The organism is Streptosporangium canum (assembly GCF_900113865.1).
In the GTDB taxonomy this organism is placed as follows: domain Bacteria; phylum Actinomycetota; class Actinomycetes; order Streptosporangiales; family Streptosporangiaceae; genus Streptosporangium; species Streptosporangium canum.
In genome coordinates, this window is sequence record NZ_FOQY01000030.1 from 1 (window position 1) to 24,045 (window position 24,045).

Consider the following 24,045-nt stretch of genomic DNA (forward strand, 5'->3'; position numbering starts at 1 on the left):
GAGGCGACCCGCACGCCCAGCCGGTGCAAGGTGGGCAGCAGCTCGACGCTGGCGTCCAGGCCGGGGGCGCTCTCCAGCGCCAGCACCAGGGCGATCCTGCCCTCGCCGAGGGCCTGGTCGATCTGGGCGCCGTCCAGGCAGAGCCGTACCGCGTCGGGGTTGCCCTCGGCCAGGGTGTGCGCGCACTCGATCATGCGCAGGGTCTGCCGCAGCGCCCCCTCGGGCCGGTACTGGTCGTCGATGAAGACCGGCAGCGCCTGCACGTTCACCCCGCCCTCGTGGAGCTGGGGCAGCCAGCGCTCACGGAAGAACGACGCCCACTGCCGCGGGGGTCGTGCCGTGACCGCCATCAGCAGGTCGTTGTGGGTGTCCGCGACGACGGCGCGGTGGTGGAGCTCAACGGACACGTGCCAGCCCTCCGATGCGTGATTACCGTGACGGTATGACAGGTCGGGGGTGGGGGAATTCGTCCGGTTTTCCTAAGAGCGGTGAGGTTGTTCGTCCATTCGGCCAAGATCGCTTTTCCGGCCCGCGCTGCCGGGGCGATCGGGGCGGATCGGCGCGGAGGTGATACGGATGGCCGGCGGATGAACGATGAAGGAAAGTTACAGGATCCTCACAACGCGTGGAGATTATTGACGCGACTCCTCGGCCGACCGTAGGGTCCGGACAACCCCGGGTTCCCGGCCTCGAAAGATCCCCACGGAGCGGTTCATGAAGCGACTAGCAGCTGTAGCGGCATTGCTCGGCCTCGCCGCCGTCACGGCGTGCAGCGGCAGTACCGGAGACAAGCCCGCCGCGGGCGGCGGCAGCGGCAGCGGCGGCGGTCTCTACACCACGATCGACGGCCTCAAGCCCGGCCTCGACGTCAACGGCCCGATCAACCCGTGGAACCCCAAGGGCAATTCCTTCATCGGGCTCAACGCCATGCGGCTCGCCTGGTCGAAGAACCACCTGACCGACCCGAACCAGTTCTACCCGGGCATCGCGGAGAGCTGGGAGATCGCGCCGGACAACTCCTCGATCACGCTGCACCTGCACCCGGACAACAAGTGGTCCGACGGTAAGCCGGTCACCGCCGAGGACGTGAAGTTCTCCATCGCCCTGGCCTACACGCAGGGCAGCACGGCCTTCGCGATCGACCCGGGCGCGGCGGGCGCGGCCTCCGAGGTCGAGGTGGTCGACGACAAGACCGTCAAGATCACCCAGGACATGGACAACCCCAGCGTCACGTTCGTGCGCGGCGTCATGGACAGCTACATCGTCCCCCAGCACGTCTGGAGCAGCGTGCTGTCGGCCGACTTCTGGGACAAGCTGAAGGCCGCCCGCGGCGAGGGGGCCGAGGCCGAGAAGGCCCGCGAGGAGATCACCGCGCTGTCGGAGAAGGTCCTCGCCTTCGCCCCGCCCAAGGACGTCTCGGCCGGCCCGTTCACGCTGGAGCGGATGAACCCGAGCGAGGCGCTGCTGGTCAAGAACAAGAACTTCTATAACGCCGCGAACGTCGGGCCCGACCAGGTCAAGCTGCTCAACTACACCGGCAACGAGCAGATCTGGAACTACCTCATCGCCGGCAAGCTCGACAACGCGCCGTTCACCGCGGTGCCCGCCGACGTGATGAAGCGCATCAGCACCACCCCGGGCAACGGGGTGGTCAAGGGCTACTCGCCGGTGTCGCTGGGCATGGCCTTCAACCAGTCCAAGAAGCCCTACGACAACGTGCACGTGCGGCGCGGCCTGGCCTACCTGATCAACCGGGACGAGATCACCAAGATCGCCTCGCCGGAGGGCGGCACCCCGGCCGTCACCACCACCGGCATCCACCAGAAGCCCGCCGCGGAGTGGCTCGGCGCCGACCTCGCCGCGCTGGAGCCGTACAAGCTCGACGCGGCCAAGGCCGAGGAGGAGTTCAAGAAGGCGGGCCTGAAGAAGGACGGCGGCAAGTGGGCGCTGCCCGACGGCACGCCGTGGAAGTTCACCGTCAACGTTCCGGCGCCGTTCTCCGACTGGGTCTCCGGCGCCAAGGCGATCACCAGCCAGCTCGCCGAGGCGGGGATCGACGCCGAGGTCGTGACCACCGCCGACTACCCGCTGTATCTCAAGGAGCTCGCCGAGGGCAAGTATGACGTCGGGTTCTGGCTGATCGCGCTCGGCCCCGCGCCGTACAACATCTACCAGCGCCTCTACGGCGTCTCCAACGGCTGGTCCATCCTCGGCGGCAAGGTCAAGCACGCCGAGCCCGGCAAGGGCGGCAACTGGATGGGCGGCCCGGAGACCATCGAGGTCGACGGGGCCAAGGTCAACCCGGGCGAGCTCACCGCACAGCTGAACTCCGCCTCCGGCGACGAGCAGAAGAAGATCATCGGCCAGCTCGCCAAGGCGGCCAACCAGGACCTGCCGGTGGTGCAGCTCTGGGACTACGTCAACACCCAGTTCGTCAACACCAACCGCTTCACCGGCTTCCCCGAGAACGACAGCGACCTGCTCCGCCAGCCCTCCGGCGTGTGGATCCAGCTCGGCATGGTCAAGAAGCAGTAACGCATGACGATGTTCGCACGAAGGCTCGCGGGTCACCTGGCCCGCGGGCTCGTCATGATCCTGGTCGTCACCACGGTCAGCTTCTTCGTCATCAGAAGCGTCCCCGGCGACCCCATGGCCGCCCGGTACGAGAAGCTGGTCGAGCAGGGCATGTCCCCCGTCGCCGCGCAGCGGGCCGTCGAGGTCCTCTACGGCTTCGCGCCGACCGGCGGCCTGTGGCAGCAGTACGTCGACTACATGTCCGGCCTGCTCCGCCTGGACCTGGGCCAGTCGCTGATGGTGCCGGGCGTGGGCGTGTCGACCGTGCTGTTCTCGGCCGCCAAATGGACCGTTCTCCCCGTGCTGGCCGGCACGCTGCTGAGCTTCCTGGTCGGCGTCGTCATGGGGGTCTACGCCGCCATCAGGCGCTCGGGCAGGCTCGGCGACGTCCTGGCGATCTCCGGGTCGCTGCTGCACGGCGTCCCCCAGTACGTGCTCGCCCTGCTGCTGGGCGCCGTCTTCACGACGCTGCTCCCGATCCTGCCCACGAGCGGCACGGCGGACATCATGTTCGAGCCGGGCTTCAACGCCGGATACATCGGCTCGCTCATCGAGTACGCCACGCTGCCGGTCCTCACCTACGCGCTCGCCTCCTACGGAGGCTGGATCCTGGCGATGAAGTCGAGCGTGGTCACCGTCCTCGGCGACGACTTCATCCTCGCCGCCGAGCTGCGCGGCATCAAGCGCGGCATCGTCTTCCGCTACGTGGCGCGCAACGCGATCCTGCCGCTGTTCACCATCCTGGCCCTCTCGCTGGGCATGCTGTTCGGCGGCGCGATCTTCATCGAGCGGATCTTCAACTACCCCGGCCTGGGGCTGATGCTCATCGACGGCATCAACAACCGTGACTACGCCCTGATGGGCGGGGCGTTCCTGCTGATCACCGTGGCGATCATCGTCGCCAACATCGTGGCGGACCTGTTCTACACCGTGATCGACCCGCGGGTGCGGAGCGGAGAGGGGGCCGCATGACGGCACCGGTCATCGCGGCGGGCGGCGGTCGCGCGGCCCTGCGGCGCAACTTCTGGCGCGGCGTCTGGCGCGTGCTGAAGCGCAAGCCCAGCCGCATGCTCGGCATGGTCATCGTGCTGGGGTTCGCGTTCATGGGCGCCTTCGGGCCGATGTTCTATCCCGACCCGCTGCCCCGCGACACCGCCGCCCTGTACGCGCCGCCGAGCTGGGCACACCCCTTCGGCACCGACTTCGAGGGCACCGACGTGCTCTCGCTGCTGGTCACCGGATCGCGGTACGTCCTGCTGACCGCCCTGGTCACCGCGGTCATCACGGTGGTGCTCGGCGCCGCGATCGGGCTCTTCGCCGGGTTCCGGCGCGGGCGCTGGGACACCGTGCTCATGCGGATCACCGACATGAAGCTGACCATCCCCGGACTGCCGCTGCTGCTGGTGCTGTCGACCATCTGGAAGTTCACCAGCGCCCTGGAGATGGGCCTGGTGCTCGGCCTGCTCGGCTGGGGCGGCGTCGCCCGGGCCGTACGCTCGCAGACCCTGTCCCTGCGCGAGCGCGGCTTCATCGAGGCGGCGCGCGGGCTCGGCCTGTCCACGACGCACATCATCGGCAGGGAACTGCTGCCCAGCATGGCCCCCTTCATCGCGATGAACATGCTCATCGCCGTCACCGGCGCCGTCTACGCGCAGGTGGGCCTGTTCTTCCTGGGCGTGCTGCCGTTCGAGGCCAACAACTGGGGCGTGATGCTCAACCTCGCCGTGTTCGGGGGCGGCGCGATGTCCTCGCCCGCCGCGCTGCCGTACCTCATGGCGCCGCTGCTGGCGATCCTGCTGCTCACCCTGGGCATCGTGCTCGTCGTCGACGCCATGGACGAGATCTTCAACCCCCGGTTGCGTGAGGAGTAACGGGTGTCTGTGACCCCTGAGAAGAAGGCGCCGGGAGTACGCGTCAGCGGCCTGTCGGTCGTCTACCGGACATCGGCCGGGGAGCTTCCCGCGATCTCCGGGATCGACCTGGACCTCGTGCCCGGGACGATCACCGGCGTGGTCGGCGAGTCCGGCTCCGGAAAGTCCACCCTGGCGCTGTCGCTGCTCAACGCCGTCCAGCCGCCCGGCAGGATCAGCGCGGGCAGCGTGGAGATCGACGGTCTCGGCGACGTGGTGAAGCTGAGGGGGGAGGAGCTGCGCAAGGCGCGAGGACGGCACATCGGATACGTCTTCCAGGCCGCCCAGAACTCCCTCAACCCCCTCAAGACGGTCGGCAAGCAACTGCTCGACCTGGGCCGCTCGCACGACGTGGCGGATCTGCGCGGGCTCGTCAGGGAGGCCAAGGACCTGCTCGGCCGGATGGGCATGGACGGCGCGCGCGTCCTCGACTCCCACCAGCACGAGCTGTCCGGCGGGATGCGCCAGCGGGTCGGCATCATGCTCGCGCTGGTGCTCAACGCCCACCTCGTCGTGCTGGACGAGCCCACGACCGCGCTCGACATGATCACTCAGGCGACGATCCTGCGGATCGTCCGCGAGGTCCACGAGGAACGCGGGCTCACCACGCTGGTCATCACCCACGACCTCGGCGTGGTGGCCGAGGTCGCCGACCGGCTGGCCGTCATGTACGGCGGGCAGGTGGTGGAGCAGGGCCCGACCATGGAGGTGCTGGGCGCGCCCCGCCACCCCTACACCCAGGGCCTGCTGCGGGCCATCCCGCGCCTGGTGGGCGACATCGACGAGGCCACGGCCCTGCCGGGCCGACCGCCGACGCTGGGCACGATCCCGGAGCGGGGGTGCGTGTTCAGGGACCGGTGCGTCCTGCGCATGGACGTCTGCGAGACGGAGAAGCCGCCGGTCGTCTCCCTCGGCGCCTCGATCGCGCTCTGCCACGCGGTCGAGGCCGCCGCGGACCGGGACGGGCGGGCGGACATCCCGCGAGCGGGAGGGCTCCAGGAAGTCGTGGGAGCGCAGGGAGCCACCGGGGTACATGAAGTGCGGGGGGAGCAGCCGTGATCACGGGGAAGAACATCACCAAGACCTTCAGGCAGCGGGGCGGCGTGCTCGCCGGCCGGGAGGTGAGGGCGCTGCGCGGCGTCGACTTCGCCATCGAGAAGGGCGGGGCGGCCTCGTTCATCGGTGAGTCCGGCTGCGGCAAGACGACGCTGGGACGGATCATCGCCGGTCTGGAGACCCACGACTCCGGCGAGATCACCATCGACGGCACCCCCATGTCGCCGCTCAAGCCCCGCCGCAGGGAGCCGTACTTCCGCCGGATCCAGCTCATCCACCAGGACCCGTACTCGGCGCTCAACCCGACCCGCACGATTCACCAGACGCTGAACGCGCCCCTGGCCCTGCGGGCCCGGCAGACCCGTCGCCCCCAGTCATGGGTGGACGAGCGGGCCGAGGAACTGCTGGCGCTGGTCGGGCTCGACCCGGGCTACGTGCTGCCGCGCTATCCCCACCAGCTCTCCGGCGGGATGCGCCAGCGCGTCGTGATCGCCCGCGCGCTCACCGTGGACCCCGACATGCTCGTCGCCGACGAGGCCGTCTCCATGATCGACGTGTCGCTCCGGCTCGGCATCCTGGGGCTGCTGAAGGACCTGCGCGAGCGGCTCGGGGTGAGCGTGCTGTTCATCACCCACGACGTGGCGACCGCGCGCTACATCGGCGACGACGGCGAGCTCTACGTCATCTACCGGGGGCAGGTCGTCGAACGGGGACACGTGGAGACGATCATCTCCGACCCCGTCCACCCCTACACGCAGTCGCTGCTGTCGGCCATCCCGGTGCTGCACGGCCTGGAGCGGCCGGGGGAGCAGCCGGTGGTGCCGACCGAGGCGCTGGACGAGAGCCACCACGACGCGGGCTGCCTGTTCGCGCGGCGCTGCCCGTTCCGCACCGAGCGCTGCGTGGCCGAGCTCCCGGTGCTCGGCCACGCCGAGGGCACCCCTCAGGAGCACGCCTGCTTCCACCCTGAGCGCCGCAGCGTCGTCGCCACGCCCATCGGGCGGGGGTGACGGGCATGGGGGGAATCCGTGAGGCCGTCGCCGCCGACGCCGCCGCGATCGGCGAGGTCGCCGGGGCCGCGCTCGTCCTGGACGCCGCGGAGGCGCCGCGCCTGGTGGCCCGGCTCTCCGACCCGCCCCCGGACCGCCGCTGGACGGCACTGGTGACGGGTGACCTCGACGCCGTGCTGTTCGCCTCGATGTCGACGCGTGACGGGTCCGTCGGGCACATCGACCTGCTGGCCGTGGATCCCGCCGCCCAGGGCCGGGGCCGCGGGCGCGCGCTGGTGGCCGCGGCCGAGGAGTGGCTGCGGGCCCAAGGGGCGGCCGAGGCCCGCTTCGCCGGCAACCCGCCCTGCTACGCCTGGCCGGGCATCGACGTGCGCTCCACCGCGGCGGCCTGCCTGGCCGAGAGCCGGGGCTACGAGCGCTACAACGTCGCCTGGAACATGACCGCCGACCTCTCCGCCGACCTGTCCACCGAGGCCGATGTCCTACGGCTGGCGGACCGGGGCGTCACCGTGCGGGCGGCCGGCCCCGGCGACCGCGCCGCCGTGCTCGACTTCGTCAGGGAGCAGTGGAACGAGAACTGGGCGTGGGAGGCGGAGCAGGCGAGCGGCTGCCACTACGCCTCCCGGGACGGGGAGATCCTCGGGTTCGCCGCCTGGGGGGCCAGGCCCGCCTGGTTCGGCCCGATGGGCACCGCCCCGGCCGCGCGGGGCCTCGGCGTCGGCCGGGTGCTGCTCCGCCGCTGCCTGGCCGAGCAGCGGGACGCGGGCCAGGCGAGCGCGCAGATCTCCTGGGTGGGGCCGCTCGGCTTCTACTCCCGGGCGGTCGGCGCGCACGCCGAGCGGGTCTTCTGGCTCTACCGCCGCGACCTGCGGTGACGCTCTGATGTCACCGGTAGAGCAGCGTCCCGCCGTCCAGCCAGACCTCCGGATGGCCGGGAGGCGGGCACAGGTCCGCCGGGTCCTCACCGGCGTCCAGGCGGTGGCGGAGCGAGTCCGAGCCCCAGAGCAGGTCCGCGAAGTACGGCTCGCCGTTCTCGCCGCCGTGCCAGGCGAAGTCCTCCGGATGGAGCGTGCGCGCCAGGTGCAGCATCGACAGGGCGGTCAGCACGGGCCGGAAGGCCCGCCGGTCGTGCACGTGGAGCTGGACCCCCCGCACGGCCACGCCGGCGTGCTTGTGGAAGGTCGGGGTGAACCAGGTGTCGCGGAACCGCACGCCCGGCAGGCCCAGGCCGTTCAGCCCGGCGGCGAACCGGCCGTCGAGGTAGGGGGCGCCGATCAGCTCGAACGGCCTGGTGGTGCCGCGCCCCTCCGACAGGTTCGTGCCCTCGAACAGGCCGGTGCCCGGATAGACCAGCGCGGTCTCCCCGGTGGGCATGTTCACCGAGGGCATCACCCAGGGCAGGCCGGTGGCCTCGAAGGGCATGTCGCGCCGCCAGCCCTCGGCGGTGATCACCCGCAGGTCGGCGCCGATCGCGCGGTTGACGGAGAGGGCGAGCTCGCCCGCGGTGAGGCCGTGCCGCACCGGGACGGCCGCCCGGCCCACGAAGCTGGCGTACGCCGGGTCGAGCAGAGGACCCTCCGCGACGGTCCCGCCGAGGGGGTTGGGCCGGTCGAGTACGGCGAAGCGCAGCCCCAGCCGCGCGGCCGACGCGATGAGGTCGTGCATCGTCCAGACGTAGGTGTAGAAACGCGTGCCGATGTCGGAGATGTCGAAGACGAGGGTGTCGACCCCGGAGGACGCCACGAGGTCGTCCAGCGCGCGGCCGTCCTTGTCGTAGGTGTCGAAGACCGGCAGCCCGGTCGACGGGTCCAGACCTTCCCGCTCGCCGGAGCCCGCCTGCGCGGTGCCGCGCATCCCGTGCTCGGGACTGAACAGTGCCGTCAGCGGCACTCCCGCCGAGCGCAGCGCCGTGGCGCCGGGCGTCAGGTCGGGCAGGACGCCGGTCGGGTTGGTGATCAGGCCGATCCGGTCGCCCTTGAGGAGTCCGGGATCGGCGGCCAGCCGCTCGATTCCGGTGCGTACGTAAGACATGGCTCCATTGTCCGAAGAAAATTTGCATAATAGAAGTAGGGGATGAAAATTAGCGACATGGGGCGACATGATTGATCCACTCGCAAGCCTGTCCACCGAGCAGAGCGATCCGCGCTACAGCGACATCGACCGGCTCTCCACCGAGCAGGTGGCCCGGCTGATGAACGCGGCCGACGTCACGGTGCCCGCGGCGGTGGCCGTGGAGATCCCGGCGATCTCGGCCGCGGTCGACGCGATCGTCACCCGCATGCGGGCCGGCGGGCGCCTGCTCTACGTGGGCGCGGGAACGTCGGGCCGGCTGGCCGTACTGGACGCCTCCGAGTGCCCGCCGACCTTCGGCACCGACCCGGAGCTGGTGCAGGGCATCATCGCGGGCGGCGAGCCCGCGCTGACCCGCTCGGTCGAGGGCGCGGAGGACGACGACGGCGCCGGCGCCGCGGCGCTCGCCGACCGGCAGGTGGGCGCGCTCGACTCGGTGGTCGGCGTCTCCGCCAGCGGCCGGGCGCCGTTCGTGCTCGGCGCGCTCGCCGAGGCCGGCCGGCGCGGCGCCCTGACCGTGGCGCTGTCGTGCAACGCCGGAGCACCGCTCTCCGACGCGGCGCTGCACCCGATCGAGGTGATCGTCGGCCCGGAGGTGGTGACCGGCTCGACCAGGCTCAAGGCCGGGACCGCGCAGAAGCTGGTCCTCAACATGATCTCCACGATCGCGATGGTGAGGCTCGGCCGGACCTACGGCAACACCATGATCGAGGTGTCGGCGATGAACTCCAAGCTCGCCGACCGGGCCACGCGGATGGTCCGCGACATCACCGGTGCCGACCTCTCCGTCGCCCGCCCTGCGCTGGAGGCGGCCGGATGGCACGTGAAGGTCGCGGTGCTGATGATCGAGCGCGGTCTCGACCCCGATGACGCCCGGGACCTGCTGCGGGTCCACGGCGACCGCCTGGAGTCGGCGCTCGCCGCGGAGAAGGTCCAGGGTGCCTGACAGCCCCGGTGTGTCCGGCGGCTCGGCCGCGCTGGCCGCGATCCTGGCGGCGGCGGTGCCGGAGGTGTGCTCGGCGGCGGTCGCCGTGATCGCCGTGGACGGGACCACGGTCGCCGCCGCGGCGCGGGGAGAGCTCGTACGATACGCGGGCGCCTCCGAGACGCTCCTGACCGACCGCCCGGCCGCCCGCCGTGACTCGATCTTCGACCTCGCCTCGCTCACCAAGCTCTACACGACGGCCGTCATCCTGTCGCTGGCCGAGGAAGGCCGCCTCGGCCTGGACGAACCGGTCGCCACCTGGCTGCCCGGCGGGCCCGCGGGGGTGACGCCGCGGCACCTGCTCACCCATACGGCGGGCCTGCCGCCCGGCCGCCGGGCACACGAGGAGATCCCCGGAGACGGGCCCGAGATCCTCGCCGCCCGCCTGGAGCGCGTCGTCTCGACACCGCCGCTGCGCCCGCCCGGCGCGTCCCACCTCTACTCCGACGTCGGCATGATCATGGCGGGCCGGGTGGCGGAGATCGCCGGGGAAGCGCCCCTGGACGAACTCCTCCGTGCCCGGGTCACCGGCCCGCTCGGCCTGGACGACACCGGTTACCGGCCCCCGCCGTCGCTGCGTCCCCGGATCGCCGCCACCGAGGAGAAGCCCGAGCGGGCCGGATCCGGATGCGTGCGGGGCGAGGTCCACGACGAGACCGCCCACGGCCTGGGCGGGGTCGCCGGGCACGCCGGCATCTTCGCCACGGCCGACGACGTGGTGCGCTTCGCCGAGGCGCTCCGCACCGGCGGAGCCCCGATCCTGCGCCCGGACACGGTCGCCGAGATGACCCGCGACCAGGGCGTCCGGGGTGCCGCCTTCGGCCAGGGCCTGGGGGTGCGGATCGGCGATCCCGCCGTCGTCGGCCCGCTGGCCTCCGCCTACGGCCACTCCGGCTTCACCGGCACCGCGCTGGTCGTCGACCCCGGACTGGCCCTGACGGCCGTCCTGCTGACCAACAACGTCCACCCGCTCCGCGGCCGCGCGGGCATCCGCGACCTGCGCCACGCCGTCGCCGCGGAGGCTCTGAGGCTGGCGCGGGCCGCGTGACGGGGGGCGAAGTGCAGCGGAACGGAAACGTACGCCGAGCCCGTTCTCACAGGTCAACCATGACGGCTCGGAACTCCTGCAGCTCCGGCCAGGGGCAGAGTACGCGGCCTTGGTCGCGCCTGGCCACACAGGACACCGGGGTTTGAGCGTCAGCCGTGTCGGATCCGCTGAAGGGTCTTCCCGTTCGCGTCAGTGAAGACCAGCGCTGCCGTTGTGACGTCGGAAGGGAATTTCACAGCCCAGACCCCGAACCCCGCTCCGACGCTCCGCGCGATGCTTCCGGTAATTTTGCGCCCATCCGTGGTGACCGCCGTGATCCCGTGAACCTCGGCCCTGGCGATGCCGAAGAAGATCTTTCCGAGGGCGTTCACGCGCTCCTGTTCATCAATGAGCCTGCGCAGCTGCTCCGCGGTGGCATCGGGATGGAGGGCTCGCACCTGCTTCGCGTCCAGAATGCCCAACGTACCGCCCTGCGTGCGAGCGAACTCCTTGGCATTGAGCGGAGGAAACCCGGCGCAGGTAGTGCCGAACGAATCCCACGCGTTGCACAGGACAACACCTTCCGCGTCGGCGGTGGACCGGCCCAGCCACATCCAGATCGGTATCTCCGGCATGGAGGCGATCTTCCCGACGGGTGGGTACTTCTTTTTCAACTTCTTGAACCCCGCACCAGACGGCTCCGTCTTGGCCGCGGCAGACGGTCCAGTGGGCATGGCACCGGTGGGCACGGCTACGGCAACCCCATCGCGCTGTCCCAGCTGCGGGAGAGCGAGCCAGGTCACTGTGACGGCCAGGCACACCGACAGCGCCGAGATCGCAGCGGCGCCTACCCGGCGGCGACGGCGTATCGCGCGTCCGGCGGCGATGGCCTGGTCCACCCGCACCGACATGGGCGGCTGCTCCTGGTGTGCCAGCGTGTCGAACAGGTTCCTGGTGTCCATCAGCACTCCTCCGTATGCGCTACACGAGTGTCCTGTGCGCCGAGTGTCGAGCGCAGGGTGGCCAAGCCGCGGGCGGTCTGGCTTTTGACGGTTCCGGTGGAGCAGCCGAGTGTGCGGGCGGTCTGCTCGACACTCAGGTCGCAGTGAAAACGCAGCACGAGGGTCGCACGCTGGCGCGGCGGAACTGCGGCCAGTGCGCGGCGCAGGTCCATGGCCGTATCGCGGTCGCTGCCCTCGAAGGAGGAATGGGGCGGCATGGGCGTCAGCCGTACCCGGGAGAACCAGCCTCCTCGCTGCTCGGCGAGAAAGACCCGGATCAGGATCACCCGGACGTAGGCATCGAGGTCGTCGGCCAGGCGCGCGTGGCGCCACTTGACGTACAGCCTTGTGATCGCCGTCTGCACCAGATCGTCGGCACGGTGCCAGTCCTGGCACAGCGGGTAGGCGATCCGCCGCAACCATGGCAGCCGCCCACTTACATAGGCGGTGTACTCCTCATCGAGGCTCATCGGTCTCCAAAAAAGATAGCTTCACAGAGAAGAGATGCGTTGAGCCCGTTCTGGGGTTGCATCGAGGGCTGATCGGTGAACGGGTTGACAGGGGAGTCGTCATGGCTCCTGGAACCGGACTGACCTTGTGTTGTGACTCAAGTGCGCGCCGCATGGCGCTCAGAGGGATTCCGGAGCGATGTGGAACGGCTTCCGGCGTCAGCCGGGCCGTTGCCCGGCCTCGTCGACGACAGCGGCCTTGATCAGGGCGTCCCAGTTGCGGATCTCGCCCTTCTTCATGGTGCCGAAAGGTCCGTCCTGGTGGTCCTTGACCACGATGGTGCGGTAGCCCAGGTACTCGTAGGTCTTCGGATTGATGAAGATCTCGTCGCGCAGGTAGCCGTCCAGGACGTGGTAGAGGGTGATGCCCCGGCGTTTGAGTAGATCGGAGGACTTGGCTCCGTATCGGACGCCCGAGATCTTGGCCATGGCACCGTACATGGCGGCGCGGAGCCTGGGTGGGAGGGCGGCGTCCCCCATGCCCATCGCGATCAGCTGGAACGCCCACCTGTCGCGCTGTACGGAGGTGAAGGGGGGCAGTGACTCCTCCGCCAGCCGCTTCGCCTCCTCGGGGGTCTTGCCCCTGTTCTCCGCCCGTTCCTGGGCGAAGCGCAGGAACGAGGTGCGATTCCTGGCGTTCTCCGTGTCGACGCTCTCGTAGATCCGGGCCAGCAACTGATCGGCGTCGGTCGGCAGGGCGAGCAGGTAGGGGTAGGTCACCTCGAACTCCGACCCCTTGGAGATTTCGAGCTTGCCCTTCTCGACGGTGGCGAACGCCTTGTCGTTGAGCTGCCGCCACTGTTCGCGGGTGTTCGTCACCGCCGGTATGCCGCGCAGCCATTCCCCGCCGTCCACCCGCGTCTGGGCGCGCAGGCTCTTCACGTAGCCCCACTGCGTGGGCCCGGCACTCCATTCAGGCTCGTCGGAGGCCAGCACCGCCGCGTTGTCGGCCAGGTCCTGGGCGTTCGCCACCGGGCGCAGCCGCAGCTCGGTGACGGCGGCGGAGGGCCGCGCCTGGGGGACCTTGACGCCCTTTTCCCGAATGACGCCCGGAGCTTCCCGAGTGACGCCCGGGACGACCGTCGTGGCCACGGCGAGCAGCGCGGCGGCGGCCGCCCCGGCCAGGCTCAGCCCCCACACCGGCCGGATGCGGCGGGCCCGCGGACGCCTGCTCCCGTGCATGTGACCCGCCAGGCGGGACCGGGCCGCGCCGATGGACTCCGGAGCGGCCCCCGGCAGCGCGTCGTGATAGCGGCGCAACTCCTGCAGTTCTTCCATGATTCAGACCCCCTTAGCCGCGTGACCCAGTGTCTTGCGTAGCTTGGCCTTGGCCCGGTTCACCCGGGAGCTGACAGTGCCGATCGGGATGCCCAGGGCGAAGGCCACCTCCGCGTAGCTGAGGTCGGCGCAGGCCACGAGCGTCAGCGCGTCACGGTCGCCCCGGGACAGGCTCTCCAGGCCGCGTGCCAGCCGGGGGCTGAGCTGCTCGGCGGTGACCCGGTCGGTGACCCGATCGGCGTGGCCCTCGACGTCGTCGCGGGCAGCCGAGCGGCTGAGGGCCCGGTAGAGGCGGAGCTCGCCGCGGCGATGACGGCCGATGAGATTGGTGGCGATGCCGTACAGCCAGGCCCTGGCCTCCGGGCGGGTCAGGTCGTAGCGGTCGCGCTGGTCGAACGCCGCCAGGAACGTCTCCGCGGCCACGTCGTCGGCTGTGCTGGGCCCGAGCCGGGCGGCGGCGTAGCGGTGGATCGTGGTGAAGTACCGGTCGAAGATCATCGAGAACCACTCCGGCTCGTGCCGCGAGTTCGCGATGACCGACGCGTCGTCCAGCTCCGCGGCCAGCCGTGTGGCGGGATATGAAGAAGGGTCATGCATCCGGCGCCTTTCTCGAAAGAGGGTCGGCGCTGATTGCCCGATGCGGGTGTCCTTGTTCGCGGTTATTTCGCGGAGCCCGCCGGAGGGCGATGACGATCAGCATCCCGCCATGGCCCGTAGCGCCCCTACGCCGATCAGCCACGGCAGGTCACTGTAACCGGCGTACCGCTACGCGGGAGGGCTAAGGATCGGCGGCCGCTGTCAGGCGGTGTGCTGAAGATCACATCCGAGCAGGAGCAGGAGGCGTTCGCTCATCTGTCGGCTACGGCCGACGCGACTGTCATGGCCGAGGGCGGGAACCAGCTTCAGGGGGCGGCTGGGCCACGCTCGCCGGGCGCCTGGGGATCTCCGCCCTTCGAACCCCCGGGGCCCGCCCTCCCGGGACGGCGGGCCCCTCGCGGCGCCGGAGGCCCCGGGACCGCGGGGTTCAGGTGACGGGCAGCGCGCTGGCGAGCAGGACGACCCCGACGGAGCCGGCGAGCGCGCTCAGCGCCATCACCCTCGCGAAGAGGGGGCGGCTGTCGCCCGTCGCCCATCCGTGCAGGGCCGCCGCCACCATGACCGCGCAGAACAGCACCAGCTTGGCGGCGAGGATCCGGCCGTAGCCGGGCTCGGCGAGGGAGGCCCACGTGACCCCCTTGTGCCAGGCGATGGCGACACCGGTGCCGAGCTGGACCGGCAGGAACACCGCCCCGGTGAAGATCCCGAACCGGCGGCCGACCGCGTGCAGCACCCGGCCGCGCTGGTCGGTCTCCAGCATGCGGCGTGCCAGGGGCAGCACCACCAGTGACACCGTGAGCTGCCCGCCGACCCACAGCGCCGCCGACAGCACGTGCAGGAAGCGCACCAGCGACCACCAGGTCATGGCGCGCTCACCGCGGACCTCCCGTGCGCTCCGGTGTGACGCGGTCCCGGGCGGATGTCGGCGGTATGACGCCTGCGGCGGGGCACAGGCCGTGCTCCTCGGCGTGCCGGCCGGTCGGCGGGGACTCCCGGCATCCGCTGTGGTCGCACATTCATTGCCCCTCGACGGTGACGTGTGACTCCAGGATCACCGCCGGCGCCGCCCGTCGCCAGGGTCCACATGCCTTCCGGGACAGGGGCGTTGGTCCTTTTCCGGACCCGGCGCCGCCGGTCCCTTCCCGGCACTGGTCTAGGCGTACCAGTCCCCGGCGATCTCCTGGATCGCCTTGCCGCCCCGGGGGACGAATCCGCCGATGGTGAGGACCTGGAAGATCGACTGCGGCGGGTTCAGCAGGCTGAAGACGTAGAACGCCCCGCCGTCCCGGGTGCGGAAGCCGTAGGAGGCGGTGAACGAGCTGAAAGACGCGTACAGGCCCTTGGAGACCCTGGGATGGGCGAGGCGGCTGTAGTTGTCCTTGGCCAGCCGGTAGCCCGTTTCTCCCCGCTTGTCCGTGGAGTTGTTCCAGAAGGCCATGTACTCCAGGGCGATGGCCGTGCCGTCCACGCGCGGCGCGGCGGCGACGTACCCCTCGGCGTCCAGCTGCGGCGCGGGTATCCGCTGCCCGTAGTGGAGCGGGGACTTGGCGGCCAGCTTGAAGGACTCGCCCTCCGGCCGCCAGAAGGCCAGGACGTGTGGCCGGTCCTGTCCCCGGTAGGTCGCCTGGAGGATGAACCACTCGCCGCCGGGCGGCTGCCGGCGGGGCACGTAGTACGTCTGCCTGCCGGTCAGCCGGATCGGCTTGCGGATCTTGCCCTTGTCGCCGTCCTCCACATGGCCCTGGTCGAGGACGACCTCGTGCCGGGTGCCGTCCCAGAACAGCTCGTCCCTCTTGGCCGGGTCGTCCCACCAGTCGCGGTCCTTGACCATCCTGTTGTGCTGGGCCACCCAGGACGCCGCGGCCTTCTTGGCGGCTGGGACGGTGAGCCGCATGTTCTCGGCCGAGGGGGAGGGGGAGGGGGCCGGCGTGGGCGCCGTGCCGGACGGGGAGGGGGAGACCGTCCCGGGCGGGGCGGGCGGCTGGGCGAAGGGGCCGGACACGAGGCCGCAGCCGGTGAGGCCGGCTGCCAGGACGGCGATGAGCGGCGCCTTTCGCACGGTGTCGAACCCTTTCGATGATTGCGACGTGCTTTATTACGACAAACGACAACGAAGAAGACCGTACCGGACGCCCTGGTGGGCGTGATCACGGGCATGACGGGGTCGCCGGAGACGCGCTGGAGAAGCAGGCGCCCGGCCAGTTCACCGTCCTGCCGGACCTGGCGGCCGACAGGAGTGCCGGGCGCGGGCCGGGCGCGGCGCCGCCGTCGCCGGCGCGGGCTGGGCACTCGCCTCCGGCGGGCGGCGGAGCCGGAATGTGACCGTAGGGCCTGTCTATTCGGGACTTTGGCCACTGGGTGCGGGCGGCCCCGGACCGCTTGGATCACAGATGCATCCAGACACCGGCGGAGCCCTGACGCTCCGTCGTCCAGAAGGGCGTTGCCTTGTCGGTTTCCCATGAGTTCACCGGCGTCCTCCGCGAGGAGCGCCGTGACGTCCGCGACCCGTTGCCCCCGCCGATCGGCGCTTTCCGGACGGCCGGCGCCACGCGGGGGAACGCCGGCGCCCACGCCGCCCGCGAGGCCGTGCGGGCCAAGGAGCTCGCCCTGCTCGCCTGGGCCGGTACGGTGCGAGCCCGACGTGTCTGAGGCCAGGCCGCCCCTCCTCATCCAGGGCGGGATGGGGGTCGGCGTGTCCGGGTGGCGGCTGGCGCGGGCCGTCGCCCGGACCGGGCAGCTCGGCGTGGTGTCCGGGACGGCGCTGGACGTCGTGCTGGCCAGGCGGCTGCAGGACGGAGATCCGGGCGGGCACCTGCGCAGGGCGCTGGCGCACTTCCCGGCTCCCGAGGTCGCCGAGCGGGTCCTGTCCCGGTATTTCGTCCCCGGCGGCGCCGGGGACGGCCTGCCGTACCGGCCGGTGCCCCGGCTCGGCCTGCGGTCGCACCGGGGCCGGGACGAGCTCACGGTGGTCGCGAACTTCGCCGAGGTGTTCCTCGCCAAGGAGGGACACGAGGGCCCGATCGGGATCAACTATCTGGAGAAGATCCAGATGGCCACGCCCGCCGCCGTCTACGGGGCGATGCTCGCTGGCGCCGACTACGTGCTGATGGGGGCGGGCATCCCCTCGGAGATCCCGCGGCTGCTCGACGCGCTCGCCGCGCACCGGCCGGCGCGGATATCGGTCGCGGTGGCGGAGGCCGCCGCGGAGGACCGCCACACCGTCGGCATCGACCCGGTGGCGCTGCTCGGCCGCACGCCCGGACCGCTGGAGCGGCCCCGGCTGCTGGCCATCGTCTCCTCTCACGTCCTGGCCGCCTACCTCGCCCGCTCCCCGCAGACCCGCCCGGACGGGTTCGTGCTGGAGTCACCGGTGGCGGGCGGGCACAGCGCGCCGCCCCGAGGCAGAATGCTGCTCGACGCCGCCGGCGAGCCGGTCTACGGCCCGCGCGATCAGGTCGACACCGGCAAGATCGCCGCGCTCGGACTGCCGTTCTGGCTGGCGGGCGGCTACGCGACCCCGGACGGGCTGGTACGGGCCGTCCAGGCCGGGGCCGCCGGGATCCAGCTGGGGACGGCTTTCGCGCTGTGCCGGGAGTCGGGCCTGGACGACACGCTCAGGCGGCGCCTGCTCGGGCGCGCGTCAAGCGGGACCCTGGAGGTCCGCAACGACCCGCGCGCCTCGCCGGCGGGCTTCCCCTTCAAGATCGCCGACCTGCCGGGCACCCTGTCCGACCCGGACGTCTACGGCGACCGCCCCCGCCTGTGCGACCTGGGCCACCTGCGCACGCCGTACCGCAAGGAGGACGGCGCGGTCGGCTACCGCTGCCCCGCCGAGCCGGTCGACACGCACGTCCGCAAGGGCCGCCCCGTCGAGGACACCGTGGAGCGCCGCTGCCTGTGCAACGGGCTGCTCGCCGCCATCGGCCTCGGCCGGCGCCGCCCGGACGGCTACCGGGAGCCCCCGCTGCTCACCCTCGGTCAGGATCTCGGGTTCCTCGACGAGCTGCCGGAGGACTACTCGGCCGCCGACGTCGTCGACCACATCCTCTCCGGGGTGAGGGCCGCGGGCTGAGGGGACCCGGCCGGGTCCCCTCAGGCTCACGGGCGCAGGCCGTTCAGGAGGGCTTGTTGCGGCGGCGGGTGTCGGCCATGAACTCGTCGAGCGCGCCCCTGGTGGCCCGCAGCGCCGCGTCCGAGGTCTCGAACGTGCGCTGGGCGATGCCGACGAAGATGCAGTCCACGATCAGGAGCTGGCTGATCCGGCTGGCCAGCGCTCCGGGGCGGAACGCCGTCTCCCGGCCCGCCGAGACCAGGACGTGCTCGGCCAGCTCGGCCAGCGAGGAGCGCGGGTTGTTGGTGATCGCCACCGTGGCCGCGCCCGCCTTCTGGGCGACCCGCATGGGCGCGATCACGTCGGGGGTCTCGCCGGTGCAGCTCACCCCCACCGTGACGTCGCCCTCCCCGAGCAGCGCCGCGCTGGTCAGCGCGAGGTGCGCGTCGGTGAAGGCATGGCTGGAGCGGCCGATCCGCATCAGCTTCTGCGCCATGTCGGCCGCCACGAGGCCGGAGGCGCCGACCCCGTAGACGTCCACCCGGCGGGCGGCGGTCATGGCCTCGACCACCGCGCCCAGCCGGTCGGGGTTGAGCTGGGCCGCGGTGTCGGCCAGCGCCTCGGACTCGGCCCGGGTCACCTTCGCGATCACGTCGGTGAGCGGGTCGTCGGGTCCCAGATCGCCGGGGACGAGCCGTTCGGGCTCCTCCCTGGCCACCGCGGCGGCCAGGGCGAAGCGCAGCTGGGAGTAGCCGGCGAAGCCGAGGGCTCTGGCGGTGCGCACGATCGTGGCCTCGCTCGTCCCGGAGACCGCGCTGAACTCGGTGATGGTGCTGCGGGCCACCATCCCGGGATCGTCGAGGATGAGCCGGGCGATGGCCTGCGCTGCGGGGGTGAGCGAGGGCAGAACCGCCCTCACGGTGGCCACCAGGTTCACGGGTGTGGGGCCGTCTTGGTCGTTCATGCGGGCACCTTTTCTGTCGGGATCAAGCCTATTGGCCGCCGGTCAGCCACAGTGCGGCCGCGCGGGCCGAAACCCGGGAAATACCGTGGGTGGCGATGTGAACCGCCCCGGTGGGCTCGCCGGGCAGCCCGGTCTCGATCACGATCGCGTCGGGGCGCAGCCTGACGGCCTGGGACAGCAGGTCCCGGACCCACGCGTGGCGGGGGGCGTCGTGCGCCACCAGGACGAGCGGGCGCCGGTGGTCGGAGAGGTCGGGGAGGCCGGCCGTCTCGGCGGCGACGGTGTGCCCGGTGGTGCCCGGCAGCAGCTCGCTCATGGCGCCGACGAGCCCGGTGGGGGTGGAGGGGTCGATCGCCAGGTTCAGGCGCGGGGCGATGTCGACGACCAGCGGCGGCCGCGACAGGACGGGCGGGTGCGCGGTCCGGTCGCCCGCGACGGTCACGCGCATGGCCGCGCGGGCGGCCCGCAGGCCGAGCTCCTCGCCCTCCTCCCTCGGATCCCGTCCTCCCCGTCCGTCCGGTGCCTCCGGGGTCTTCCGCGCGTCCCGCTCCCGCGCGGCGGCGTTCCCGGCGTACCAGCCGGCCAGGGCCAGCACGCGTCCCGCCGCCTCGGCCAGCCGCTCCTCGGGCAGCCTGCCGTCGTGCACGGCCCGCACGATCGCGTCCCGCAGCGCGTAGACGCTCTCCCCGTCCGCCGAGGACACGCCGACGCAGATCGCGTCCACCCCCGCGGCCAGCGCGCGGACCGCGATCTCGCCCGGGGGGTGCAGGGCGGCGACGGCGCCCATCTCGATCGCGTCGGTGACCAGCATGCCGTCGAAGCCCATCTCCTCGCGGAGCAGGCCGGTCAGGATCCGCCTGCTCAGCGTGGCGGGGTTGCCGGGATCGAGTGCGGGCACCAGCAGGTGGCCGCACATCACGGCCTGGACCCCCGCCTTGACGGCCGCGCGGAACGGCGGCAGGTCGCGCTCCCGGAGGAGTTCGAGGTCGGCGTGGACGGTCGGCAGCGCGTGGTGGGAGTCGGTGACGGTGTCGCCGTGACCGGGGAAGTGCTTGGCGCAGGCGGCCACCCCGGCACCCTGCAACCCCGTGATCCAGGCGGTGGTCTGCCGGGCCACCAGCTCGGGGTCGGGGCCGAAGGAACGGATGCCGATCACCGGGTTGGCCGGGTTGGCGTTGACGTCCACCACGGGGGCGTAGTCGAGGGTGATGTCGGCCGCGGCGAGGAGGCGGCCGATCTCGCGGGCGACCCGTTCGGTGCGCTCGGCGTCGTCGGCCACCCCGAGCGCCCGGTTGCCCGGCCAGGAACTGCCGGTCCTGGCCTCCAGCCGGGTGACCGCTCCGCCCTCCTCGTCCACCGCGACCACCACGGCCGGGTTCTCCCGCCGCAGACCTGCGACGAGCTCGGCCGTCTGCGCCGGGTCGGCGAGGTTCCGGGCGAACAGCACGGCGCCGCCGAGCCCTTCGGAGAGCGCCCGGCGCAGCCAGTCGGGCGGCGCGGTGCCGTCGAAGCCGGGCTGGAGCACGGTCATGGCCAGCCGGGCCAGGGTGGGGCTGTGGTGGGGCATGAGAGCACCTTCTCGCCGGGGACGTCTCGGGGCAGGTTACACATCAATGACACTTTCTTTCATCATCATTGCTTTGAAAGTAACTTTCTGCCATTCTCGCCGTCGAGACCCCCGTGACCCTCCTGACCGGCTCCGTGTCCGTTCAACGGCATCTGGCCCGCGGCCCCGCGGCCGGAGCGGCCGGGAGCGGCCGGGACGCAACACCCCCCTTGGAGTCCGCATGAGCTCACCCACCCGACGCACCGTCCTGCGCGGCCTCGCCCTCGCCGCCGCGGCGACCGCCGTACCCCTGCCCGCATTCGCCTCCACCTCCGCCTTCGCCGAGTACGTCCCGCCGCTGCGCCAGATGCGCGGCATGTGGATCGCCTCCGTCGTCAACATCAACTGGCCGTCGAAGCCCGGGCTGACCGCCGACCAGCAGAAGGCCGAGTATCTCGCCTGGCTGGACCTGGCGCAGGCCCGCAAGCTGAACGCGGTGTTCGTGCAGATCCGGCCGACCGCCGACGCCTTCTGGCCCTCGCCGTTCGAGCCCTGGTCGCAGTATCTGACCGGCACCCAGGGCCAGGACCCCGGCTACGACCCGCTGGCGTTCGTGGTCGAGGAGACGCACAAGCGCGGCCTGGCCTTCCACGCCTGGTTCAACCCCTACCGCGTGTCGATGCAGCCCGACCCGTCCAAGCTGCACCCGGACCACCCGGGCACCAAGCACCCCGACTGGATCGTCCCCTACGGCGGCAAGCTCTACTACAACCCGGGCATGCCCGAGGTCCGCGCGTTCGTGCAGGACGCGATGATGGACGCGGTGACCAGGTACGACATCGACGGCCTGCACTTCGACGACTACTTCTACCCGGTCAACACCTCCGCCTTCGACGACAGCGCGGCCTTCGCCAAGTACGGCCAGGACTTCCCCGACCTCGCGGCGTGGCGGCGCAACAACGTCGACCTGCTGGTGCAGGAGATGCAGCAGCGGGTACGGCAGGCCAAGCCGGAGATCGCCTGGGGCATCAGCCCCTCCGGCATCTGGCGCAACAAGACCACCGACCCCCTCGGTTCGGAGACGGGTGGCAGCCAGTCCTACGACAGCCTGCACGCCGACACCCGGGGCTGGGTCAAGAAGGGCTGGCTGGACTACATCGCGCCGCAGCTCTACTGGTACATCGGCCAGTCGAACGCCGACTACGCCAAGCTGGTCCCCTGGTGGTCCGACGTGGCGGCGGGCACCCCCACGCAGCTCTGGATCGGCCAGGCGGCCTACAAGGCGGGGGCGGCCGGGCAGCCCGCCCAGTGGTTCCAGCCGGACGAGCTCACCAGGCACCTGACCCTCAACCGGGACCACCCGCAGGTCGGCGGTGACATCTGGTACAACTCCGGCGACGTGCGCGACGACCGGCTCGGCTCGGTCACCACCGTCGTGACCGACCACTACACGCGCCCCGCCCTCGGCCCGCTGCTGCCCAGGCTCGCCGGCGGCGCGGCTCCGCGCCGCCCGGTGCTCGTCTGGGCGCGCCGGGTGGACGGGGGCGCCGAGCTGCGCATCCTCGCCACCGGCGGGGACGCCCCGTTCCAGTACGCCGTCTTCCGGCTCGACCGGCCCGCCCGGCCCGAGGACTTCGCCGACGCCCGCAACCTGGTCGCGGTCGTCCCCGCCGACCGTCATGTGCGCTGGGTGGACCCGGCGGGCACCAGGGGCGCGTACTACTACGTGACGGCCGTCGACCGGGCCAACCGGCAGAGCCCGCCGAGCCAGGGCCGCCGCGTGCAGTGGTGACCCGCGCGCGGCGCCGCCGGGCGTCGTGAGCACGCGGTTGTGAGGTCCGGAGCGCGCGACCCGGCCGGATGCGGCCGGCGCCGTACGCGACGGGTCCGGGCCTCCGGGAGCGGCCGGTCCCCGGGACCGGCCGCCACCGCGTGCGGCACCGCCCCGCCCGGGGTGCGCAGCGGTGCCTCAGGTCGCGGACCGTTCCCGAAGGGTGACGCGGTCGCCGTCGGGCGTACCGCTGTCGAGGATCTGGGCGAGGCGGTCGAGGTCGTCTTCCTGCAGGCGCCGGTAGGACGGGGTCAGCAGCCCGGTCAGCGGGCGCAGAGGGCCGCGCAGCCGGATGTGGAGGGTCGCGACGAGGGCGATCCGCCCTTCGGGCAGCGCCTGTAGGCGGCGTGCCCCGTGAACGGTCACCGTAGCGCTGCCGCCCCGGTACTCGACGTCGGTGGGGCCGGCGTGCTCGACACGGGTGGGTGTGACGAAGTCCAGTCCCGCGAACCGCAGTTCCTCGACGATCCGCTGGCCGGTCCGGGCCGGTCCCGGCGGCTCGACGGTCATCCGCCGGACCTGGGCGCGCCAGCGCGCGTCCTGTGACCAGTCGAGGAACAGCCGTGCCGCGTCGCCGAGGGAGGCCCGGACGACCCGCTTGCCGGTGATCGTGCTCATGGTCAGGCCTCCGCCGGCCGGTCGCCCCAGAACTCGTCGACCTCGTACTGATCGCGGCTGTGCAGCCAGGACTCGGCGATCAGGCCGTCTCGCACCGTCATGACGTGCGCCAGGTTGTTCTCCAGCGGGACGTTCGTGCCCGGGCGAGTGGCGGTGTAGGTGGCCAGGGCGACCGCCTGCTCGTCGTCGGCGAGGACGCGGTGGACGGCCAGCTTGAGCGTTCCCCCGGTGACGGCCGAGGCGTTGACGACGAACGCGATGACCGCCTCGCGGCCCTCGTAGTCGCCGGTGTTGGAACTGCGGCCGGGGACGTGCAGCACCGAGTCCGGGGCGAGCGTGCGGCGGACCGCGTCCAGGTCGCCCCTTTCGAGCGCGGCGTAGAAGTCCCAGACGACCTGGGCGTTGCCGGTTACCGCAGTGGTCATGGGTGGACCTCCCGAATATGTATTTCGACGTAGAAATACTTGCATGGATCTATTTTGATGTCAAAATAGATCCATGATGGAAGAGGCCCAGGACCCGGTGCGGCGCATGGTCGAGCAGTGGACCGCCCGGCGTCCCGACATCGACCCCGCGCCCATGGCGCTGTTCGGCAGGCTCACCAGGGCCGAAAGGCAGGCCGGCGCCGCGATCGCCGCGGTGCTGCGCCCATACGGCCTCAACCGGGGGGAGTTCGACGTGCTCGCCACCCTCTACCGGGGTGGCGGGGACCTGTCGCCCGGCGCACTGGCATTGGCGCTGTTGCTCTCCCCCGCGGCGGTCACCAACCGCATCGACCGGCTGGAGCGATCGGGCCACCTGCGACGGGATCCCGACCCGGAGGACGGGCGGGGCGTCCGTATCCGGCTCACCGATACCGGGCACGACCTGCTGGAGCGGGCGCTGACCGATCATGTGGCCGGCCTGGCGAAACTGGCCGCCGGACTCACCGAGGCCGAGCGCGACCAACTGGAGGCGCTGCTGGCGAAGCTGGCGGGGGGCATGGACGACTGACGGTCGACAAGGCCGGCACGCTCAC

Annotated in this window: 24 protein-coding genes; 12 read left to right on the forward strand and 12 right to left on the reverse strand. The window is 71.7% G+C overall.

Going from position 1 to position 24,045, the window contains the following annotated elements; genetic code table 11:
- Window positions 1-407, reverse strand: a 407-nt coding sequence (locus tag BM085_RS32145; RefSeq protein ID WP_177245379.1) for a membrane dipeptidase, incomplete at its 3' end; no start/stop codon positions are given.
- Window positions 408-714: 307 nt separating this feature from the next.
- Between BM085_RS32145 and BM085_RS32150 the strand changes: the two genes are divergently transcribed.
- From BM085_RS32150 to BM085_RS32175, 6 genes are read left to right on the forward strand one after another with little or no spacing between them, the layout of a single operon-like run.
- Window positions 715-2,535 (forward strand): ABC transporter substrate-binding protein, encoded by a 1,821-nt coding sequence (locus BM085_RS32150; protein ID WP_093890584.1) that lies wholly within the window; start codon window positions 715-717, stop codon window positions 2,533-2,535.
- A 3-nt stretch (window positions 2,536-2,538) separates the two neighbouring features.
- The gene (locus BM085_RS32155; RefSeq protein WP_177245380.1) at window positions 2,539-3,546 is read left to right on the forward strand and encodes an ABC transporter permease; all 1,008 of its coding nucleotides are present in this window, start codon (window positions 2,539-2,541) and stop codon (window positions 3,544-3,546) included.
- Window positions 3,543-4,445 (forward strand): ABC transporter permease, encoded by a 903-nt coding sequence (locus BM085_RS32160; RefSeq protein WP_093890585.1) that lies wholly within the window; start codon window positions 3,543-3,545, stop codon window positions 4,443-4,445. The genes BM085_RS32155 and BM085_RS32160 overlap by 4 nt, the downstream gene beginning before the upstream one ends.
- A 3-nt stretch (window positions 4,446-4,448) precedes the next feature.
- The gene (locus BM085_RS32165; RefSeq protein WP_093890586.1) at window positions 4,449-5,543 is read left to right on the forward strand and encodes an ABC transporter ATP-binding protein; all 1,095 of its coding nucleotides are present in this window, start codon (window positions 4,449-4,451) and stop codon (window positions 5,541-5,543) included.
- The gene (locus BM085_RS32170) at window positions 5,540-6,550 is read left to right on the forward strand and encodes an ABC transporter ATP-binding protein (protein WP_093890587.1); all 1,011 of its coding nucleotides are present in this window, start codon (window positions 5,540-5,542) and stop codon (window positions 6,548-6,550) included. The genes BM085_RS32165 and BM085_RS32170 overlap by 4 nt, the downstream gene beginning before the upstream one ends.
- A gap of 5 nt (window positions 6,551-6,555) precedes the next feature.
- A complete protein-coding gene (locus tag BM085_RS32175) occupies window positions 6,556-7,425 on the forward strand; it encodes a GNAT family N-acetyltransferase (RefSeq protein ID WP_093890588.1) in 870 nt (289 codons plus the stop codon).
- Window positions 7,426-7,435: 10 nt separating this feature from the next.
- Here BM085_RS32175 and BM085_RS32180 read toward each other — a convergent pair whose 3' ends face one another.
- Entirely contained in the window at window positions 7,436-8,581 is a 1,146-nt protein-coding gene (locus BM085_RS32180; RefSeq protein ID WP_093890589.1) for an exo-beta-N-acetylmuramidase NamZ family protein, read from the reverse strand.
- 67 nt (window positions 8,582-8,648) lie between these two features.
- Between BM085_RS32180 and murQ the strand changes: the two genes are divergently transcribed.
- A complete protein-coding gene (murQ, locus tag BM085_RS32185; protein WP_093890590.1) occupies window positions 8,649-9,566 on the forward strand; it encodes an N-acetylmuramic acid 6-phosphate etherase in 918 nt (305 codons plus the stop codon).
- Window positions 9,559-10,653, forward strand: coding sequence for a serine hydrolase domain-containing protein (locus tag BM085_RS32190; RefSeq protein WP_245789827.1), 1,095 nt, complete (start codon window positions 9,559-9,561; stop codon window positions 10,651-10,653). Before murQ ends, BM085_RS32190 begins: the two co-directional genes overlap by 8 nt.
- A gap of 149 nt (window positions 10,654-10,802) precedes the next feature.
- Here BM085_RS32190 and BM085_RS32195 read toward each other — a convergent pair whose 3' ends face one another.
- From BM085_RS32195 to BM085_RS32220, 6 genes are all read right to left on the reverse strand, one after another.
- Entirely contained in the window at window positions 10,803-11,594 is a 792-nt protein-coding gene (locus BM085_RS32195) for a hypothetical protein (protein ID WP_093890591.1), read from the reverse strand.
- A complete protein-coding gene (locus tag BM085_RS32200) occupies window positions 11,594-12,103 on the reverse strand; it encodes a SigE family RNA polymerase sigma factor (RefSeq protein WP_093890592.1) in 510 nt (169 codons plus the stop codon). Before BM085_RS32200 ends, BM085_RS32195 begins: the two co-directional genes overlap by 1 nt.
- 198 nt (window positions 12,104-12,301) lie before the next feature.
- The gene (locus BM085_RS32205) at window positions 12,302-13,420 is read right to left on the reverse strand and encodes a hypothetical protein (protein WP_093890593.1); all 1,119 of its coding nucleotides are present in this window, start codon (window positions 13,418-13,420) and stop codon (window positions 12,302-12,304) included.
- Between the two features lie 3 nt (window positions 13,421-13,423).
- Window positions 13,424-14,017 (reverse strand): RNA polymerase sigma factor, encoded by a 594-nt coding sequence (locus tag BM085_RS32210; protein ID WP_093890594.1) that lies wholly within the window; start codon window positions 14,015-14,017, stop codon window positions 13,424-13,426.
- A 427-nt stretch (window positions 14,018-14,444) separates the two neighbouring features.
- Window positions 14,445-14,882: a hypothetical protein gene (locus BM085_RS32215; protein WP_093890595.1), complete on the reverse strand. Its 438-nt coding sequence runs from the start codon at window positions 14,880-14,882 to the stop codon at window positions 14,445-14,447.
- Window positions 14,883-15,170: 288 nt separating this feature from the next.
- Window positions 15,171-16,076, reverse strand: a complete 906-nt coding sequence (locus tag BM085_RS32220; protein ID WP_093890596.1) for a DUF8094 domain-containing protein — start codon at window positions 16,074-16,076, stop codon at window positions 15,171-15,173.
- A 386-nt stretch (window positions 16,077-16,462) separates the two neighbouring features.
- On the opposite strand from BM085_RS32220, the gene BM085_RS32225 reads away from it, so the two are divergent.
- Together BM085_RS32225 and BM085_RS32230 are read left to right on the forward strand one after the other, a co-directional pair.
- Window positions 16,463-16,666: a hypothetical protein gene (locus BM085_RS32225; RefSeq protein WP_093890597.1), complete on the forward strand. Its 204-nt coding sequence runs from the start codon at window positions 16,463-16,465 to the stop codon at window positions 16,664-16,666.
- Window positions 16,659-18,089, forward strand: coding sequence for a nitronate monooxygenase (locus BM085_RS32230; RefSeq protein WP_218158884.1), 1,431 nt, complete (start codon window positions 16,659-16,661; stop codon window positions 18,087-18,089). The genes BM085_RS32225 and BM085_RS32230 overlap by 8 nt, the downstream gene beginning before the upstream one ends.
- Window positions 18,090-18,132: 43 nt before the next feature.
- On the opposite strand, the gene BM085_RS32235 is transcribed toward BM085_RS32230, so the two are convergent.
- Both BM085_RS32235 and BM085_RS32240 read right to left on the reverse strand, forming a co-directional pair.
- The gene (locus BM085_RS32235) at window positions 18,133-19,032 is read right to left on the reverse strand and encodes a MurR/RpiR family transcriptional regulator (RefSeq protein ID WP_093890599.1); all 900 of its coding nucleotides are present in this window, start codon (window positions 19,030-19,032) and stop codon (window positions 18,133-18,135) included.
- 28 nt (window positions 19,033-19,060) lie between these two features.
- Window positions 19,061-20,599: a glycoside hydrolase family 3 protein gene (locus tag BM085_RS32240; RefSeq protein ID WP_093890600.1), complete on the reverse strand. Its 1,539-nt coding sequence runs from the start codon at window positions 20,597-20,599 to the stop codon at window positions 19,061-19,063.
- Between the two features lie 220 nt (window positions 20,600-20,819).
- Here BM085_RS32240 and BM085_RS32245 point away from each other — a divergent pair, with 220 nt between their 5' ends.
- Complete coding sequence (locus tag BM085_RS32245) at window positions 20,820-22,370, forward strand: glycoside hydrolase family 10-like protein (RefSeq protein ID WP_093890601.1); 1,551 nt, start codon at window positions 20,820-20,822, stop codon at window positions 22,368-22,370.
- 177 nt (window positions 22,371-22,547) lie between these two features.
- On the opposite strand, the gene BM085_RS32250 is transcribed toward BM085_RS32245, so the two are convergent.
- Together BM085_RS32250 and BM085_RS32255 are read right to left on the reverse strand one after the other, a co-directional pair.
- Window positions 22,548-23,027 carry an SRPBCC family protein gene (locus BM085_RS32250; protein WP_093890602.1) on the reverse strand — a complete coding sequence of 160 codons (480 nt, stop codon included), beginning with the start codon at window positions 23,025-23,027 and terminating at the stop codon, window positions 22,548-22,550.
- Between the two features lie 2 nt (window positions 23,028-23,029).
- The gene (locus tag BM085_RS32255; RefSeq protein ID WP_177245381.1) at window positions 23,030-23,452 is read right to left on the reverse strand and encodes a nuclear transport factor 2 family protein; all 423 of its coding nucleotides are present in this window, start codon (window positions 23,450-23,452) and stop codon (window positions 23,030-23,032) included.
- 73 nt (window positions 23,453-23,525) lie between these two features.
- Here BM085_RS32255 and BM085_RS32260 point away from each other — a divergent pair, with 73 nt between their 5' ends.
- A complete protein-coding gene (locus tag BM085_RS32260) occupies window positions 23,526-24,020 on the forward strand; it encodes a MarR family winged helix-turn-helix transcriptional regulator (RefSeq protein ID WP_093890604.1) in 495 nt (164 codons plus the stop codon).
- The last annotated feature ends 25 nt before the right edge of the window (window positions 24,021-24,045 follow it).

What these genes read in the sequence shown, in the direction of transcription:
- BM085_RS32150 (WP_093890584.1), top strand. Translation starts at nt 715, where the DNA reads ATGAAGCGACTAGCAGCTGTAGCGGCATTGCTCGGCCTCGCCGCCGTC.
- BM085_RS32155 (WP_177245380.1), top strand. Translation starts at nt 2,539, where the DNA reads ATGACGATGTTCGCACGAAGGCTCGCGGGTCACCTGGCCCGCGGGCTC.
- BM085_RS32160 (WP_093890585.1), top strand. Translation starts at nt 3,543, where the DNA reads ATGACGGCACCGGTCATCGCGGCGGGCGGCGGTCGCGCGGCCCTGCGG.
- BM085_RS32175 (WP_093890588.1), top strand. Translation starts at nt 6,556, where the DNA reads ATGGGGGGAATCCGTGAGGCCGTCGCCGCCGACGCCGCCGCGATCGGC.
- BM085_RS32180 (WP_093890589.1), bottom strand. Translation starts at nt 8,581, where the DNA reads ATGTCTTACGTACGCACCGGAATCGAGCGGCTGGCCGCCGATCCCGGA.
- murQ (WP_093890590.1), top strand. Translation starts at nt 8,649, where the DNA reads ATGATTGATCCACTCGCAAGCCTGTCCACCGAGCAGAGCGATCCGCGC.
- BM085_RS32195 (WP_093890591.1), bottom strand. Translation starts at nt 11,594, where the DNA reads ATGGACACCAGGAACCTGTTCGACACGCTGGCACACCAGGAGCAGCCG.
- BM085_RS32200 (WP_093890592.1), bottom strand. Translation starts at nt 12,103, where the DNA reads ATGAGCCTCGATGAGGAGTACACCGCCTATGTAAGTGGGCGGCTGCCA.
- BM085_RS32205 (WP_093890593.1), bottom strand. Translation starts at nt 13,420, where the DNA reads ATGGAAGAACTGCAGGAGTTGCGCCGCTATCACGACGCGCTGCCGGGG.
- BM085_RS32210 (WP_093890594.1), bottom strand. Translation starts at nt 14,017, where the DNA reads ATGCATGACCCTTCTTCATATCCCGCCACACGGCTGGCCGCGGAGCTG.
- BM085_RS32215 (WP_093890595.1), bottom strand. Translation starts at nt 14,882, where the DNA reads ATGACCTGGTGGTCGCTGGTGCGCTTCCTGCACGTGCTGTCGGCGGCG.
- BM085_RS32235 (WP_093890599.1), bottom strand. Translation starts at nt 19,032, where the DNA reads ATGAACGACCAAGACGGCCCCACACCCGTGAACCTGGTGGCCACCGTG.
- BM085_RS32240 (WP_093890600.1), bottom strand. Translation starts at nt 20,599, where the DNA reads ATGCCCCACCACAGCCCCACCCTGGCCCGGCTGGCCATGACCGTGCTC.
- BM085_RS32245 (WP_093890601.1), top strand. Translation starts at nt 20,820, where the DNA reads ATGAGCTCACCCACCCGACGCACCGTCCTGCGCGGCCTCGCCCTCGCC.
- BM085_RS32250 (WP_093890602.1), bottom strand. Translation starts at nt 23,027, where the DNA reads ATGAGCACGATCACCGGCAAGCGGGTCGTCCGGGCCTCCCTCGGCGAC.
- BM085_RS32255 (WP_177245381.1), bottom strand. Translation starts at nt 23,452, where the DNA reads ATGACCACTGCGGTAACCGGCAACGCCCAGGTCGTCTGGGACTTCTAC.
- BM085_RS32260 (WP_093890604.1), top strand. Translation starts at nt 23,526, where the DNA reads ATGATGGAAGAGGCCCAGGACCCGGTGCGGCGCATGGTCGAGCAGTGG.